The 16,437-nt window shown below is 39.2% G+C and carries 16 protein-coding genes; 10 read left to right on the top strand and 6 right to left on the bottom strand.

Annotation, left to right across the window (positions count from 1 at the left end; translation table 11 throughout):
* Positions 1–44: 44 nt before the first annotated feature.
* Together BA79_RS01620 and BA79_RS01625 are read left to right on the top strand one after the other, a co-directional pair.
* Positions 45–830, top strand: a complete 786-nt coding sequence (locus BA79_RS01620) for an SDR family oxidoreductase (protein ID WP_035700558.1) — start codon at positions 45–47, stop codon at positions 828–830.
* A gap of 13 nt (positions 831–843) precedes the next feature.
* The gene (locus BA79_RS01625) at positions 844–1,716 is read left to right on the top strand and encodes an NAD(P)-dependent oxidoreductase (protein ID WP_035700560.1); all 873 of its coding nucleotides are present in this window, start codon (positions 844–846) and stop codon (positions 1,714–1,716) included.
* 114 nt (positions 1,717–1,830) lie between these two features.
* Here BA79_RS01625 and BA79_RS01630 read toward each other — a convergent pair whose 3' ends face one another.
* Positions 1,831–2,628 carry a CAP domain-containing protein gene (locus BA79_RS01630; protein WP_017359431.1) on the bottom strand — a complete coding sequence of 266 codons (798 nt, stop codon included), beginning with the start codon at positions 2,626–2,628 and terminating at the stop codon, positions 1,831–1,833.
* 336 nt (positions 2,629–2,964) lie between these two features.
* On the opposite strand from BA79_RS01630, the gene BA79_RS01635 reads away from it, so the two are divergent.
* Both BA79_RS01635 and BA79_RS01640 read left to right on the top strand, forming a co-directional pair.
* Complete coding sequence (locus tag BA79_RS01635) at positions 2,965–5,091, top strand: peptidoglycan D,D-transpeptidase FtsI family protein (RefSeq protein WP_008348045.1); 2,127 nt, start codon at positions 2,965–2,967, stop codon at positions 5,089–5,091.
* A 156-nt stretch (positions 5,092–5,247) separates the two neighbouring features.
* Positions 5,248–7,074 (top strand): PAS domain-containing sensor histidine kinase, encoded by a 1,827-nt coding sequence (locus BA79_RS01640; RefSeq protein ID WP_008348043.1) that lies wholly within the window; start codon positions 5,248–5,250, stop codon positions 7,072–7,074.
* 25 nt (positions 7,075–7,099) lie between these two features.
* On the opposite strand, the gene BA79_RS01645 is transcribed toward BA79_RS01640, so the two are convergent.
* Positions 7,100–8,272, bottom strand: a complete 1,173-nt coding sequence (locus BA79_RS01645; protein ID WP_007498694.1) for an aminotransferase A — start codon at positions 8,270–8,272, stop codon at positions 7,100–7,102.
* A 294-nt stretch (positions 8,273–8,566) separates the two neighbouring features.
* Here BA79_RS01645 and BA79_RS01650 point away from each other — a divergent pair, with 294 nt between their 5' ends.
* Positions 8,567–9,451: a cation diffusion facilitator family transporter gene (locus BA79_RS01650; RefSeq protein ID WP_017359428.1), complete on the top strand. Its 885-nt coding sequence runs from the start codon at positions 8,567–8,569 to the stop codon at positions 9,449–9,451.
* 64 nt (positions 9,452–9,515) lie between these two features.
* Here BA79_RS01650 and BA79_RS19490 read toward each other — a convergent pair whose 3' ends face one another.
* Positions 9,516–9,671, bottom strand: a complete 156-nt coding sequence (locus BA79_RS19490; RefSeq protein WP_155720694.1) for a hypothetical protein — start codon at positions 9,669–9,671, stop codon at positions 9,516–9,518.
* Positions 9,672–9,968: 297 nt separating this feature from the next.
* Here BA79_RS19490 and BA79_RS01655 point away from each other — a divergent pair, with 297 nt between their 5' ends.
* From BA79_RS01655 to BA79_RS01665, 3 genes are all read left to right on the top strand, one after another.
* A complete protein-coding gene (locus BA79_RS01655) occupies positions 9,969–10,508 on the top strand; it encodes an RDD family protein (protein WP_035700564.1) in 540 nt (179 codons plus the stop codon).
* 124 nt (positions 10,509–10,632) lie between these two features.
* The gene (locus tag BA79_RS01660; RefSeq protein WP_035700567.1) at positions 10,633–11,943 is read left to right on the top strand and encodes an MFS transporter; all 1,311 of its coding nucleotides are present in this window, start codon (positions 10,633–10,635) and stop codon (positions 11,941–11,943) included.
* A gap of 73 nt (positions 11,944–12,016) precedes the next feature.
* Positions 12,017–12,925 (top strand): chemotaxis protein, encoded by a 909-nt coding sequence (locus BA79_RS01665; RefSeq protein ID WP_008348035.1) that lies wholly within the window; start codon positions 12,017–12,019, stop codon positions 12,923–12,925.
* 88 nt (positions 12,926–13,013) lie between these two features.
* Here BA79_RS01665 and BA79_RS01670 read toward each other — a convergent pair whose 3' ends face one another.
* Positions 13,014–13,475 (bottom strand): YkyB family protein, encoded by a 462-nt coding sequence (locus BA79_RS01670; protein ID WP_007498684.1) that lies wholly within the window; start codon positions 13,473–13,475, stop codon positions 13,014–13,016.
* 313 nt (positions 13,476–13,788) lie between these two features.
* Here BA79_RS01670 and BA79_RS01675 point away from each other — a divergent pair, with 313 nt between their 5' ends.
* Entirely contained in the window at positions 13,789–14,220 is a 432-nt protein-coding gene (locus BA79_RS01675; protein ID WP_035700570.1) for a hypothetical protein, read from the top strand.
* A 132-nt stretch (positions 14,221–14,352) separates the two neighbouring features.
* Here the strand turns inward: BA79_RS01675 and BA79_RS01680 are convergent, their stop codons facing one another.
* Complete coding sequence (locus tag BA79_RS01680; RefSeq protein WP_035700573.1) at positions 14,353–14,568, bottom strand: hypothetical protein; 216 nt, start codon at positions 14,566–14,568, stop codon at positions 14,353–14,355.
* 167 nt (positions 14,569–14,735) lie between these two features.
* Here BA79_RS01680 and BA79_RS19495 point away from each other — a divergent pair, with 167 nt between their 5' ends.
* Entirely contained in the window at positions 14,736–14,912 is a 177-nt protein-coding gene (locus BA79_RS19495) for a hypothetical protein (RefSeq protein ID WP_008348014.1), read from the top strand.
* A gap of 227 nt (positions 14,913–15,139) precedes the next feature.
* Here the strand turns inward: BA79_RS19495 and BA79_RS01685 are convergent, their stop codons facing one another.
* Positions 15,140–16,417, bottom strand: a complete 1,278-nt coding sequence (locus BA79_RS01685) for an MFS transporter (protein WP_008348012.1) — start codon at positions 16,415–16,417, stop codon at positions 15,140–15,142.
* Positions 16,418–16,437: the final 20 nt, after the last annotated feature.

Raw genomic sequence — 16,437 nt, forward strand, 5'->3', positions numbered from 1 at the left:
GGTTCTTTTTGTATGATAAAATATGAACAGAGGAGGGTGCCAACATGCATGTTAATCTATCTGGCAAAAAAGCATTGGTCGCAGCAAGCAGTCAAGGTATCGGTAAAGCCATTGCCTTTCATCTTGCAAAAGAGGGAGCAGATGTGATGGTCTCGGGAAGACATGAGCAAACGCTGCAAGAAGCGGTCAAAGAATTATCCCCGCTTGTAAAAGGGAAGCTGACGTATCAAGTATGTGATGTATCTGACGCCGAGCAAATTAAAGCGCTTGTCGTCGCAGCAGCAGGTGATGAAAAACGTCTTGATATACTCGTGAACAATACAGGCGGTCCTCAAACAGGAACACTTGAAACCTTAACAGATGAAGATTGGATGGAATCATTTCAGCTTCATTTACTCAGCTATATTCGGTTATTAAAAGAAGCCTTGCCGTATTTAAAAAAACAAGGTGCACGCGTGTTAAATATTGCATCTATGTCGGTCAAAGAACCGATCCCAGGCTTGATGCTGTCGAATACATTTAGACCGGCCATTACCGGCTGGACAAAAACAGCTGCTCAGGAGCTTGCCAAAGATGGCATTTTGATCAATACCTTAGCCCCTGGGAAAATTGAAACAGAGCGCGTGAAACAGTTAGACAAACACCGTGCACAAGAGGAGCAACAATCGGTTGAAGAGATCAAAGCACAAGCTGAACGTATGATTCCGCTGGGCCGTTACGGGCAGCCAGAGGAATTTGCAGCATATGCGGCTTTTCTTTTATCTGAAGCCAATACATATATGACAGGTCAAACCCTCATCATTGATGGTGGATTGACAAAGTCTCTATAAGGAGGAATTCTTGATGGCACAAATCAAAACAGTTGGTTTTATTGGAATCGGTGTAATGGGGCGTAGTATGGCAGGGCATTTAATGAATGCTGGCTACGAAGTTCTCGTTTATACAAGAACAAAAGCAAAGGCAGACACATTGGTTCAAAAAGGTGCTCTTTGGAAATCGACCGTAAAGGAGATCGCAAAGGAGGCAGATGCCGTCATCACAATGGTCGGGTATCCATCAGATGTAGAAGAAGTCTATTTAGGAGAAGATGGACTCGTGGCACATGCTGCACCTGGTACATACCTCATTGATATGACCACATCGAAACCTCAGCTGGCAAAAGAAATTGAAGCGAAAGCGAAGGAAAAAGGACTATTTGCATTAGATGCGCCGGTCTCTGGCGGAGACGTTGGAGCCCAAAACGGCACGCTGGCCATTATGATTGGTGGAGAAAAAGCAGCCTATGAAGCGTGCCTGCCGCTATTTCAGCAAATGGGAGAAAATATTCAATATCAAGGACCTGCAGGAAGTGGTCAGCATACAAAAATGTGTAACCAAATTGCTATCGCAGCAGGGATGGTAGGTGTGGCTGAGGCAATGGCCTATGCTGAAAAATCAGGACTTGATCCAGAGCAGGTACTTAAAAGCATCACAACAGGAGCAGCCGGCAGCTGGTCTTTGTCAAACCTTGCGCCAAGAATGCTGAAAGGTGATTTCGAGCCAGGATTTTATGTGAAGCATTTTATCAAGGATATGGGCATTGCACTTGAAGAGGCAGAGCTGATGGGAGAAAAGATGCCAGGCCTTTCACTAGCGAAGTCATTATATGAAAAGCTCAGTGAACAGGGCGAAGAAAACAGCGGAACACAAAGCATCTATAAATTATGGGTGAAATAAAAAAACTGCCCCGCCTAGGTGGAACAGTTTGTAGCGTGTAAACAAGCCCTCACATTACTGAAAAAAGAAGACAAACTAAAAACCTGTCCCAAATAGAGACAGGTTTTTTTGATCTTATTTTCCGATGAATTGCTGCGTCCAGTAGTTACCAGATTTCACATAACCTACACCGATATGTGTATAGTTTTTGTTTAAAATGTTCGCTCTATGACCTTCACTGTTCATCCAAGCTGTTACTACTTCTTGAGGTGATCTTTGACCTTGCGCAATGTTTTCACCTGCTGTTTTGTATGTGATACCAAATTGCTTCATTTGATCAAATGGAGATCCGTAAGTTGGGCTTGTATGAGAGAAATAGTTTTTATCTTTCATATCTTGTGATTTAGCGCGAGCAGATTTGCTTAATTTAGAATCAACAGAAAGAGCTTTTAAGCCTTGTTTTGCACGCTCTTTATTTGTCAGTTCAACCACTTCTTGTTCAAATGCATTTAAGCTGCTGTCTGCTTTTGTTGCAGTTGTGTCTTTTTGATCAGATTTTGAGCTGTTGTTCGTTGTGTTTTCTTTTGCTGGTGTGCTTGGTTTAGAAGTAGCTGGTTTTTTCACTGATTCTTGTTTTTGCTCATTTTTTGCTTTGTTTACTTCTTTCACCACTTTTGTTCCAGTAACAGGTTGACCACTTTTGATCAGCTTGTTTAATAGAGCTTCGATCTCTTTTTGATTTGAAGTGCTTAGCTTGTTTACATCTGAAGAGATATGTAATTTTGCAGCTAATGTATGAAGATCAATGGCTTGATGCTGTACGTTTATGACTTGTTTCAGGTTAAGCTCTTTCGCATCAGCTGAATGCCCTCCAGTGAACGTGATCAATGCAGCAGCTGTCAGCGCTGAAAAAATGAATGATTTCTTTTTCATTTTGTAACTCCTCCTAAAATCTTTGTTTTGTTTTCTCACAGAAAATCATAACATGGACTTTTTGTTATAAACGTACCAGCATCCTCCATTGACAACGCCCATTTGTCATTTTTGTTAAAGTCATAGAAAGAATCTCCTTATATCAATGAATGGAGAATCTTTCTATTTAAAGAAAACGACATAAACATACCAATATTTTAAAGTGTTAGTATATTTTTTTGCAGAATAGGGATTGACAGCTTTTTTTCACTTGTTTCGCTGTAACAACTATTACAAAAGTGTTACAATAATGAGTGGTAATTGTAAAAGATTGAAAGGATGAGAGGAGCTACATAAGTGGGAGAGAAACAGCATCAAGGTGCTGCCGAGCAGAAAAAAATGAAGCGCCGGAACGCCTGGAGAATTAATCTCTTTTTCTTCGCTGTATTTAGTTTATTTGCTGGACTTGTCATCAAGCTCGGCGTGCTGCAAATCGTCAATGGTGAGGATTATAAAAAGCAAGCCAACCGAACTGAAGTCAAAACAGCATCATACCCGTCTCCAAGAGGAAAAATGTATGACGCGAGAGGAAGGGTCGTTGTTGATAACGAAAGTGTACCTGCCATCGTTTATACATCAGAAAGCGGTGTGAAAGCGGAGGATAAGATTAAAGTAGCAAGAAAACTTGCGACTTATATAAAAATGGATACAGATTTTTTGAGAGAGCGTGACATTCGAGATTTTTGGCTGGCAAGCCACCCGGAAGAAGCGGATAAGCTCATTTCAAAAGCAGAGCAAAAGAATCTTAAATCAAAAGATGTCTATCCACTTCAAGTAGAGCGTGTGCCTAAGAAAGAAGTCAAGGCGATCGAAAAAGATGCAGAGGAAAAAGCAGTTGCAGCGATCTATCGCAGGTTTACAGGCGGATATGCCTTTGAACCTCAAATCGTGAAAGCGATGGACCCGAACGAAGAGAAAAAAGGGGACGAAAAAGTTGCGCTGCTTGATGAAACAAAAGAATCAAAACAGACATCATCCGTAAGTTTGACATACGAAGAGATCTCACTTGTATCAGAGCATCTTGATGAACTGCCTGGTGTAAATGTCATCAATGACTGGACAAGGAAATATCCGTATGAAAAAACCCTCTATAATGTCCTTGGCGGTGTCACCACCCCAGAGCAAGGTATTATAAAAGAGCGTGAAGATTACTATATGGCAAGAGGTTACTCGAGAAATGACCGAGTAGGAAAAAGTTATTTAGAATATCAATATGAGGATTTTCTCAATCCAGAAAAAGCAACTGTTCAATATACACAGGTCGGCGGAAAACTGCTTGATGAAATCAAGCGGACAGAAGGACGAAGAGGACTTGACCTTGCACTCACATTTGATATGGAGCTGCAAAAGGAAGTCGACAAAATCGTTGAATCAGAGCTAAGATCCGCTAGTGCAAGAAACTATATGATGGACCGTGCCTTTGTTGTGATGATGGACCCTAACACAGGTGATGTTCTCGCGATGTCAGGGAAGAAAATGGACGGCAGGGACGTCACAGATTATGCGATCGGAACATTTACGACACAGTATGAAATGGGCTCTGTTGTCAAAGGAGCTACTGTCCTCTCTGGTTATCAAGATGGCATGTCACACAATCAATCCTATTTGGATACACCGCTGTATTTTGCGGGAAGTGGAGGAAAGCCTAAACAGTCTTACAAAGTTCTTGGATGGGTTAACGACCTTCAGGCACTCCAAAAAAGTTCCAACGTTTACATGTTCCAAGTGGCGATGAGAATGGCAGGGATCACCTATCAAAAAGATGGCCCGTTACGGGCAAGACCTGAACACTTACAAAAAATGAGAAACTACTATGCGCAATTCGGTCTTGGCGTGAAAACAGGCATCGACTTGCCGCAGGAATCAAGCGGAATGCAGACGCATCCTCAGACAGTCGGCGGACTCTTGCTTGATGAAGCGATTGGCCAGTATGACACGTATACACCACTTCAAGTCGCACAATACATGTCGACCATCGCAAATGGAGGTAACCGTATTCAGCCAAGAGTGGTGAAAAGTGTTCACTTCCCAACGAATAAGGAAGAAGTAGGTCCAGTTGTGAAGAAATATGAGCCGAAGGTGCTAAACACCATTAACAACTCGAAAGCAGATATCGACCGCGTCAAAATGGGACTAAAAATGGTCACATCAACAGGCGGGACTGCCGCTGGCCGGTTCGGTCAGCATGATGTCGCAGGGAAAACGGGTACAGCCCAAACCTTCTACTATGGTGCCAACCGGAGCTGGTGGGGGAATGCCACGTACAACTTAACCTTTGGAGGATATTATCCTTCTTCCAATCCGAAAGTGGCATTTAGTGTCGTCACACCGTATGTATCAGATAAAGATCCTGTCATTAAAACCATTCCAAGTAAAATTGTTGATAAGTACGTTGAATTACAAAAGAAATATGAAAAGCAATAAACAGCAGGGAGCACAGCAAGAGAAAGTGCTCCCTTTTTGCTGAAAATATGGACGTTTCACACGAGATTGGGAGGAAAATACGGTTTTTCTAGCGAATCCTTTTTATACATCAAACTAAGGACAGCCCTAAAAAAATTAAAGGAGGGTCGGACGACGATGGAACAAAAAATGAAAGATTCGAATCAGCTGTACTCGAATATTGATTTACATGCCGTTCTTTCTTCTAATGGCCGCTTTCTCTACATTTCTTCCAATTGTAAGCAGCTTTTGCTCTATGAACAAAAGGATTTACTAGGGTGTTTTTTGAAAGACTTTGTTCATACCGAAGATCAATTTCTCGTCGAAAGTTATTTCTATAATCAGCACATGCTAGAGATTTGCCACTTTAGACTGCTTAGAAGTGATCTTACAGCTGTATGGGTAGAAGCAAGCATTGATTTTGTTGCTTGTGATGGGTTAGACAACGATTTAAGTAGAGAAATGATCCTGAAAATGAGGGTAATGAATACAGAGCCTCAAAAAGCAGCATTTCAACCAACAGAAGTGTCAGAACAGTCGTTAGGCAGTCTACCGGCTTTCCAAGATGTCAGTGAAGCTGAAAATCTGATTGCCATGCTGCCAAATCCGTTATGTATTACGGCGCTTGGGAAAATTGTGTATGCCAACGATGCGATGCTGCAATTAATGGGTGTATGTACAAAAGATGAAATGATCGGCAAGTCTGCATTTGATTTTATTGCCGAGGAGTACCATGACATTGTGAGAAGCCGAATCAACAGACTGCAGCAAGGCCTTCCAGTCGGAATGATTGAACAAATATGGAAAAGACAAGACGGGAGCATGATTCATATTGAGGTGAAGTCATCTCCGGCAATTTATCAAAATCAACGGGCAGAACTTTTACTCTTAGTGGACATCTCTTCCCGTAAAAAATTTCAAACCGTTCTTCAAAAAAGCAGAGAGCGGTATCAACTGCTTATCCAAAATTCGATTGATACCATTGCCGTCATCCACGATCATAAATGGGTATTTATGAATGAATCAGGTATTAAATTATTTGAAGCCGAACATTACGATAAATTAATCGGAAAAGATATCTTTCATCAAATCCATTCATGTGATCAGCAAAAAGTCAAAAAGAGCTTATCACGTATTATCGAAAGAGCATCAGATTCTGAGATTGTGACGATGAGCTGCCATACGTTTAAACACCGGTTGATTTATACAGAAATGGTTTGTATCCCTACCACATTTTTTGGTGAAACAGCCGTTCAAATTATTTTAAGAGATATATCTGAACGAAAACAGACAGAAGAACTCATGCTGCGCTCTGAAAAATTATCAATCGCAGGTCAATTGGCAGCAGGCATTGCACATGAAATAAGGAATCCACTGACGGCGATTAAGGGCTTTTTACAGCTCATTAAACCAAAAACAAAAGACCGTGATCAATATTTTGAAATTGTCTTCTCTGAGCTGAGCCGGATTGAAATCATCTTAAGTGAGCTACTAATGCTTGCGAAGCCGCAGCAAACGGCATCCATGCAGACGCTTGATTTGAAAAAAATCATTAGCGAAGTCACAGCTCTGTTAGAAACACAGGCCAACTTAAATGGAATTTTGATGAACACAAGTGATATTGAGGAGGATCTCCTGATGAATGGGGATCAAAACCAGCTGAAGCAGGTGTTTATCAATTTAATCAAAAATGCCGTCGAATCCATGCCGGACGGAGGGAAGGTAGACATTACCGCCAAAGCCGAAAAAGAAGGGATACTTGTCACGATTAGAGATGAAGGAATTGGTATTCCTGAATCGGTCATGAAGCGGATCGGCGAACCTTTTTTAACGACAAAAGAAAAGGGAACAGGGCTTGGGCTCATGGTGACATTTAATATTTTAGAAAATCACAACGGAACCATCCGGGTAGATAGCCATCCAGAGAAAGGGACTGTGTTTCACATCATGTTTCCCGCAAAATAAAAACAACGGCAAGAGAGCCGTTGTTTCATCCGTCTATTGATTGTATGGAACGCTTTTCAAGTACAAATTGTTCGAGACGGTCAAGTCCTTCTTTTAACGTTTCAAGTGAATATGCATAGGAAAGGCGCACATATCCTTCTCCGAGTGAAGAGAAAGCAGAACCAGGTACGACCGCAAGTCTTGTACTTTCTAACAACTCCATGCAAAAATCAAATGAACTCATCCCAAACGATTCAATGGAAGGGAAAATATAAAAAGCGCCGGAAGGCTTAATGACCGGAAGCCCCATAGAAATGAGTCGATCATATACATAGTCGAGTCTTTTCTTATATTGCTCTCTCATGATTAGTGCATCATCCACACCGTTTGTCACTGCTTCAAGTGCCGCCTTTTGTGAGATAGCCGAGGCACAAGACACGTTATATTGATGTACTTTTAATACATGTTTAGCAATAGGAGCGGAAGCAAATAAAAAGCCGATTCTCCATCCGGTCATGCTATGAGATTTTGACAGTCCATTGATGACAATCGTCTGTTCCTTTAAGAAAGAAGCAATGGAATGATGTGGACGATCAAATGTCAGCTCACTATAAATTTCATCAGATAGAATAAAAATATCCTTTCCTTCAAGAAGCTGTGCAATTTCTTTCAATTCTTCTTCTAATAGCGTGACCCCAGTTGGATTTGAAGGGTATGGAAGGACAACACACTTTGTCTTTTCCGTTAATGCATCTTCAATCAGCTTGGCGTTTAATTTAAAACCGGCATTTGTTGTGTCAATATGCACGGGCACCGCACCGCACATCCGAATGATCGGTTCATAGCCAGGGTACACAGGGCCGGGCAGAATGACCTCATCGCCTTCAGTCAAAATGGTTCGAAACGCAGCATCAATTGCTTGACTCGCACCTGTTGTCACAATGATTTCTGTCTCTGCATCATAATCAAGATGGACTTTCTTTTTGATGTACTGCTGGATCGCTTGTCTTAGCTCTAAAAATCCAGCATTATGAGTATACGAGGTGAAATTCTCGTCAATGGCTGTTTTGGCAGCTGTTTTGACATGATGCGGCGTATAAAAATCGGGCTGACCTATGGTCAATGAAACGACATCCTCATATGAAGATACGAGATTTGAAAATGTTCGAATGCCTGAAATTTCAATATCCTTTACTCTTGGATTCAGCAAATGCTCCATTTCTCATCACCTTAAAAATTTATGTTTTTATCCTATTTTACCATTCACTGCATAAATGTCACCTGCGGAAAGGCTTCGGATATCGTTATATGTAGTCTATTCTCCTATCCATCACAGCATGAGTGATAGATGAAGAAAGAGCAACATTTATTATAGCGTAACCTGCTCGGAAAATACAGCTCTGCTTAAGATGATTAGAATAAGGCAAAACGGTATAAACTGAAAGAACGAGAGAATCAAGTCATGGGAATTGCTTTCACAGGCATACGATCTCCTGAAGGAGGACGATAATAGATGGATCAATCAGCAAAGACATCGAAAATAGCCTTTTTATCCGTCATGAGTAATACGTTTGTTGTGGTCCTTAAAATCATTGTAGGGGTGTTAACTGGATCTGTTGCGGTTTTATCAGAAGCCATTCACTCTTTTCTCGATTTAATGGCCTCTTTTATTGCATTTATCTCTGTTCGTATTTCAAGAAAGCCGGCAGATTCAAAACATCCTTATGGACATGGGAAAGTTGAGAATATTTCTGGAACGATTGAAACTTTGTTGATTTTTGTTGCTGGGATTTGGATCATTTATGAATGTGTTCATAAATTAATGCATCCAGAGCCTGTTAAACTGCCGGTACTTGGTATTGTGGTCATGCTGATCGGGGCACTTATCAATTTTGTTGTGTCGAGAGTTGTGAACAAAGAGGCAGAGCGAGTACATTCTGTTGCCATGAAATCGAATGCACTGCATCTTTTAACAGATGTGTTTACGTCACTAGGGGTCGCTATTAGTTTATTGCTTGTTGCATTAACGGACTGGTATTTCCTCGATCCGATTATTGGAATGGTGCTAGCGCTCTATATTATGCGTGAAGCGTTTAAACTCATGAAGGAAGCCTTCCCGCCGCTTGTCGACGCCCGGTTAACCCCGGAAGAAGAACAAGCAATAGAGGCCATCATTCAAACATTCAGCCAAGAATTCATTGAATATCATGACTTTCGAACAAGACGATCCGGTGCTGAAGAATATATTGACTTCCATTTGATTGTTCATGGAAAAACAACCATTGAAGATGTTCACCAATTATGTGATCGAATTGAAGAGAACATCCAGCAGGCGTTTCCGCATGCACAAATCTTTATTCATGTAGAACCTGAAAGTGAAAGAAGCACACAAACGTAAAAAGGCGATACCACCTCTTTGAAGGTTGTATCGCCTTTTTTTACGCTTCATCTATGAAATGAAATCAATATCCATAAGCAGTATCGTAATCTTCATACCAAGAGATATAAGCAGCATCTTCATTTGATAAACCATGTTTCATGTCTAAAAAATCAGCTTCGCAAATATCTTCAATCACAGTCATTTCGTTGTTCTTTAATAGTACGACAGTTCCCATCATGAACACCTTTCTTTAAAAAATCCTTGACTATTGTACCATGTGAAACGTGATTGTCAACAGAAGAATCGAAATGAGACGAAAATAACACAAAATGTTAAAAAATCAGGCGTTGAAAGAACTAGATGTGCCATAATTTTCGTGAATTTTCAGTATTTATTCACATAAATCATCATTGAAAAATGATCTAAAATTCATGTAAAAATGTAAAGCTCCATTGATCTTGCGATATTCATAAGATATAATAACGAATGATTATAAGAAATTTATAGAAAACATACATAATAAAGGAGAAATAGGATGGAAACAAACATGTCAGAAGCACCTATTCAAGAAGAAAAACATCCTGAACTAGCTGGTGTAGGTTATCGTTTTCTTGCTCATCTTTTAGACGGTGTCATTATTAGTGTACCATTTTCAATCATTGTATTTATTCTCGCAACACTCTTTTTTGTCTCAAGCCCTGAGGCGGCATTTTTAATGTATGATGATAGCTATTACTATTCTTCAACGGTGATCACGGATGAAGAATGGGCAGTCATTATGGGCCTTCTCTTTTTCTATGGCGTAACGACCTTAATCGGTATCGCGGTGACTTGGCTGTATTATGCGATCATGGAATCATCAAAGCTGCAAGGAACTCTTGGCAAGATGGCTCTTGGCATCAAAGTGACAAAAGTAACGGGTGAAAAAATAACATTCGGGCGCGCGACAGGCCGCTTTTTTGCAAAAGGCTTTTTGTCTCCAATCTTATTCATTGGCTACATCATTGCGTTTTTCACAGAAAAAAAACAAGCACTTCACGATTTGATTGCAAGTACCATTGTCGTAAAGAAATAATGAAAAGAAGCACCTCTGCTATATAGTAAGGGGTGCTTTTTGTATAGATTGCTTGTATGGAAGAGGGGAACGTCACATAAAGTAGAATGATAGTGAAAATAAAGCAGAGAAGGGAGTCAATCTATTGAAAAGAGGGAAAATGACCGTTCAGAAAAAAGGGGTAAGCTTCGGGCTCTTTTTCACAGCACCTGTTTTGGCCTGGGCATTGTATGATTTTGCAAATACGATATTTTCATCGAATATGATCACCATTTTCTTCCCATTTTACTTACAGGAGACGATAGGCGACAGTGCGAGGATGGATCAAATCGCCAGTACATTTATTTCTTATGCGAACGCACTTGCAAGCTTTTTCCTCGTCATTTTTACGCCTTTATACGGTGTGCTGATTGATCGTACAGGGAAAAAGAAGCGGTATATCATGGTGTTTACCCTGATTTGTATTGCCTGTACCTTTTTGATGGGAATCTTTGCTGGGATTGATTTCTCAAGCGAATGGTTTGGTCTTCCTGTCTCCTTATTGGTGGTGGTTACCTTGTTTGTCATCGCCAAATTTTTCTATCACTCTAGTCTTGTTTTTTATGACACCATATTGCCTGATCTTGGGACAAAGGATGAAATCCCCCTCATTTCTGGATTCGGTATTGCTGTCGGCTATTTAGGTACACTTGTCGGCCTTTCTGTTTATTTACTTGTAGGAAATGACCAGTTTCATGAAGCATTTATTCCGACAGCCCTTTTATTCTTTCTCTTTTTTCTTCCCTTTCTCTTTATTATAAGAGATCCTCAACCTCTCCCGCAGCAAGAGAAAAAGGCGTCTTTTTTCAGCGGGTATAAAGAGATTATTCGTACATTTAAAGAGATGAAGCAGTACAAACCGGCCTTTATTTTTATGATCGCCTTCTTTTTTATGAATGATGCGTTGCAGACAGCGATTGCGATGATGGCTGTTTATGCAAAAATTATCATTGGTTTTACGGCAGGTCAATTTATTTTGCTGTATCTTGTGTCCACGATTTCAAGTATCATTGGCTCGTTTCTATTCGGATATGTCACAAAGGCCATCGGGGCAAAGCGCTCGATTACAGTCGTGTATGTCATTTTAATTGTGGCGCTCATTCTAGCTGTGACAGCGACAACTGAATGGGTCTTCTGGGTAGCAGGCAGTCTATTCGGCATTTCACTTGGCGCAAGCTGGGGATCATCACGAATCCTCATTATTGAGCTGACGCCTAAAGAAAAACGAGGACAATTTTTTGGTCTCTTTGCGTTTTCGGGAAAGGTGTCTTCAATTGTTGGTCCCATCATTTATGGCTCCGTCACACTTCTATTTGCAGCACATGGGAATCTCGCAAGCCGTCTTGCATTAGGGTCTTTGCTCATCCTTGCAGCCATAGGACTTGTGATTCATCAATTCGTGCGAGAGAAAGCGTAAAGAAACGTCAACTTTTTACCCATGCTGCCGATATAAAAAGTACAATCTTATATTGAAGAATAGAGGGATTTCCGTGGCTTTAAACAAACAAGAAATTTTACTTGACTCTGGTACTAATGAATTGGAAATTGTGAAGTTTGAAATTGGTTCAAATCAATTCGGCATTAACGTCATGAAAGTAAGAGAAATTATTCAGCCAGTTGAGGTGACAGTTGTACCGCACTCTCACCAAGATGTAGAAGGGATGATTAGTTTACGAGGCGAGATTTTACCAGTCATCAATCTATTTTCCTTTTTTAATGTCGAGTCAGATCAGTCAGAACAAGAGAAATACATTGTGACTGAATTCAACCAACGGAAATTTGTGTTCCATACAGGAACGGTATCACAAATTCACCGCGTCAGCTGGGAAGAGATTGAAAAACCAACTGCACTCAATCAAGGAATGGACCGTCATTTAACAGGGATCATCAAGCTTGACGAGAAAATGATTTTCCTTCCAGATTACGAAAAAATCATCTATGATATTGAATCCGCATCTGGCGTAGACACATATCATATGTTTGACGGTGAGAAAGATGAGAGAAGAACAGGGAAGAAGCTGTATGTTGTTGAAGATTCTCCGCTTCTCATGCGCTTATTAACAAATGAATTAACCGAGGCAGGCTATAAAAACATTGTGACCTTTGAAGATGGGAAACAAGCATATGATCATGTCATGGATCTTGTCAGTAAAGGCATTAGTGTGACAGAAGAAATTGATATGATTATTACAGATATAGAAATGCCAAAAATGGATGGACATCGATTAACAAAACTGCTGAAGGACAATCCTTTAACACAGTCCATTCCAATTCTCATTTTCTCTTCATTAATTACGGACGATCTGCGTCATAAAGGGGAAACCATCGGTGCAGATGATCAAATTAGTAAACCAGAAATTCATCAGTTGATTGAAAAAGTAGATCATTTTATTATCTAAAGAAAAGAAGACAAAGAGCTAAAATAAACAACATTTTAGCCCTTTGTCCATAAACAGAAAAACCACTCGCTTTGAGTGGTTTTTCTGTTTAAAAATAACTTTCTCCGAGCCGTTTGAAGACGGGTTTTGTATAATGTGATTTTTGTTTTGTGGCGGCAGGTTTTTCTTTTAAACCGACATACGTTTGAAGTATTTGTTTCGCTCGATTTAATGACATATTCGCTTTCGGATTGCGATATGATTGATTTAAATTTCCTAAGTGTGGCAAAAATTCGAAGTCTTCTTTAGTTGGTGGCAGATGAAAATAATAATCTCCAATTTCAATCAGCACGTCGGACTGTTGTTGACTATATCTGGGATTGTTAGAGAAATGTAGGCCCACTTTTCTTCCTTTACCTTCTTGCAATAGTTTTTGCAGCGCACGTTTTTTCAAAAGATAAAGAAACTTGGGATTTGGTGCGGTTTTAGCATGGCGGTTAACAGTATAAATGGCTTTTGCGATGTTTTCTGCTGTAGGTTCTATGTCTTTAGTATGAGCATAATCGTCCATTTTTTCTCTCCTTTGTCTTTCGTCTTCCTGTGCTTAGTATAAATTATACGTTTTTATTAGTAAATTGCAAATAGGGTTATTGTTAAAAGTGATATATGTATTGGACTTGATCGGCATTTTTTTAATTGTCCACATGACTTGATGTTTATTATAGAAACAAATTGGGATTAAATACGCAAAAAATTATTTATAATATGAAAATTGAAAAAATAATTTTGAAAACGTTTTCGTATATTGTGATTCAGAAGGAATTGTTGATCAAAATGTAATAATATTGTATAATTTCTATATATTTTTAAAAAAGGGTGATTTTATGAAGTTAAGACTAGTAATTTCGTTCGTATTTTTATGTGTTTCAATCTTTTTTTCTATTGATGCATCAGCAGCAACTAGCAATTGGCAAACCCCTTATTTTGCTAAATCTACATGTAAGGTAAGAGTATGGACAGATGCTACCAATTATTCTAAAAATGCTAAAACTGTCGATTTTACAATTGAACAAAATGGTCAATGTGGTGAATTAAGATATCAAGCTCATTTGATTCCAATTGCACTTTATACATACAATGCAAAATTTGTAAGAGGAAGTTTTAAATATAAAACCCCACTGAAAAAATTAAGTTTAAATCTACCAGAATACAAGCAAAGAGGATATGAAGCTAAAGTATTTGTCGATTTATATAGTAAAAATGGTAAAGATCTGGGGTTTGTAGAATCTAATAAGCTCAATATAAAAAAACGTTAGAAATCTCATAAAAGCTAATAGATATAATTCATTCTCCCTTTAACAGGGAGAATTTTTATTTTACAAATTAAAGTTAAATAGGTTTAGATGACTGCAGATCTATCATATGTAAGACAAACATAACATCATGTTTTATTTCGTATGACAAGAATAAGAGCAATAAAAACAACCATTAAAATTTGTTTCGTTCGTCATTTTTTTAGCTTCATCCATGGCGCTTTCACCATTCATGTGCAGACCAATCAACGTACGACTTGCTGCATCACCTAAAAATGCGCAGTCTTCTGTATGTACAACATATTGTCCTTGATCATTTTTTGAATGAATAAAATAATAGCTTTTTAGCATACCCCTCACCTCCAACCTGACTATCCTACTATAAAACTTCCAATAATGTAAAGGTTTTTTATTAAAATTGTTGCAATTTTATGCACATTCCTTTTATTTTATAAAAAGGAAAATATATTATAAAATATGAAGATCAAAGTCAATGAGGACAGAAAGGACGGTTTAGATTGAAAGATATTTTAACGCCTTTATTGGTCGCTTTTGTCGTTGGAGGCATTGTGTACGTGATAGATGATCGGCCGATTCATCCTTTTCTTCTTTTTCTCATCTTATTTATTAGCATTTATACAGTCGATAGAATCGTTCATTTTGCTTCGAATCATTTCCATGAGCAGAAAAAATAATCGTCGTTTATGTTACACCCATGAAAAAAGGACTTTCTATAGAAGAAAGTCCTTTCAGCATGTAGACAAACCCTCGCATTCTTTGTCAGTCCTGCGTGCTGGTGCTCACGAATGTGAAATTCGCTCCGCGCCAGTACTCGTCCTTCCTAGACTGCAAAGGTTTTCTATCACACTGAAAAGAAGAAAAAGGGCTAAAATAATGTTTATTTTAGCCCTTTTTGCTTCATCTATTGTACTCCCTGACCTTTTAATTCACGCTGTACATCTAAGTCGGCAGCTTCTCTGCTGAACTTTGGCAGTGTAATGAAGTAAAAAAGGAAGACGAGTAAAATAATAATACCCATTCCGTAATAAATGTAAGAAACATTGGTGATGAGCTTTGGAAATAACACGGCAATTAAACCTAGCGTCATTGATTGTGCAAACATGGTAAGCGGATCAACCCACCCTGATACGCGTCCCATCAGACGAGGGTGAACAATTCTTGGGAGCCAGCCTCCAATGACAATGTTGACTGGACCAATACATGTACCAATGACAAATGATGTGACATAAAATAACCATAATGTATGGGTAGAACCAAGGACAAAAATTAAAATACCTGCAACTAGAATTGGAATCGACATGAGATATTGCATCTTTACCTTTTTTGCAAGAATAGAGCCAAGTAAGCTTCCAACTAGAAGTCCGGCACCGATTGCGATCGTAAAAAAGGATGTATGCAGTTCAAAATGGTCCGGTGAAAGACCGTATTTCATTGTAAACATCGGAAGAACGGCAAATGCGCCATTCACAAGACCAAAAACAAAAAAGCCAAAAATTAAAGAAGCCAATAATTTATTTTTTAAAATATAGAGAATGCCTTCTTTAAAATCTTTTAGAGATGTTTTAACGGTCATGCCTTTCCAGCCTGCTTGTCCATTAGGCTGTCGTGCTTCAATTGGAATATTGCATGATCGAATAAGAATACCGGAAATAATAAAACTGACCAAATCAATGGTAATGGCACCGTGAAGTCCAATCGTTTTATACATAATGGCACCAATTCCAACACCAAATACCATAAACAAACTAAACAGCATCTGATTTAAACCTGCAGCTTTTGCATATTGATCTTTATTTAAAATGGCCTGAACGAGAGAGGCTTCAGCTGGATAGAAGAACTTCGTAATGGCACTTCGTATAAACAAGATCAAGAAAATAAGCGGCAGTGAATTAAAATAAATGACGATAAATAAAACGATCGTCAGCCCAGCTCGTATCCAATCACAATTCTCTGCGACTTTTTTACGATCAAAACGGTCTGCGACCACACCGACCATAAAAAAAACAAAGATCGTAGGCAGTGAATACATTAGCTCTGCTAAAGTGGCGTAAGCGGGCTGATGACTAAAATGATCGAGCAAATAAAAGGCAAACGCCATATTGCCTACTGTTGTCCCCATTTGCGAGGCAAGTGCTGCAAAAAAGAGACGAACAAAATTTCTGTTTTTAAAAATATCCATAAATACGCTCCTTAACCTGA

The organism is Bacillus altitudinis 41KF2b, from assembly GCF_000691145.1.
Lineage (GTDB): Bacteria > Bacillota > Bacilli > Bacillales > Bacillaceae > Bacillus > Bacillus altitudinis.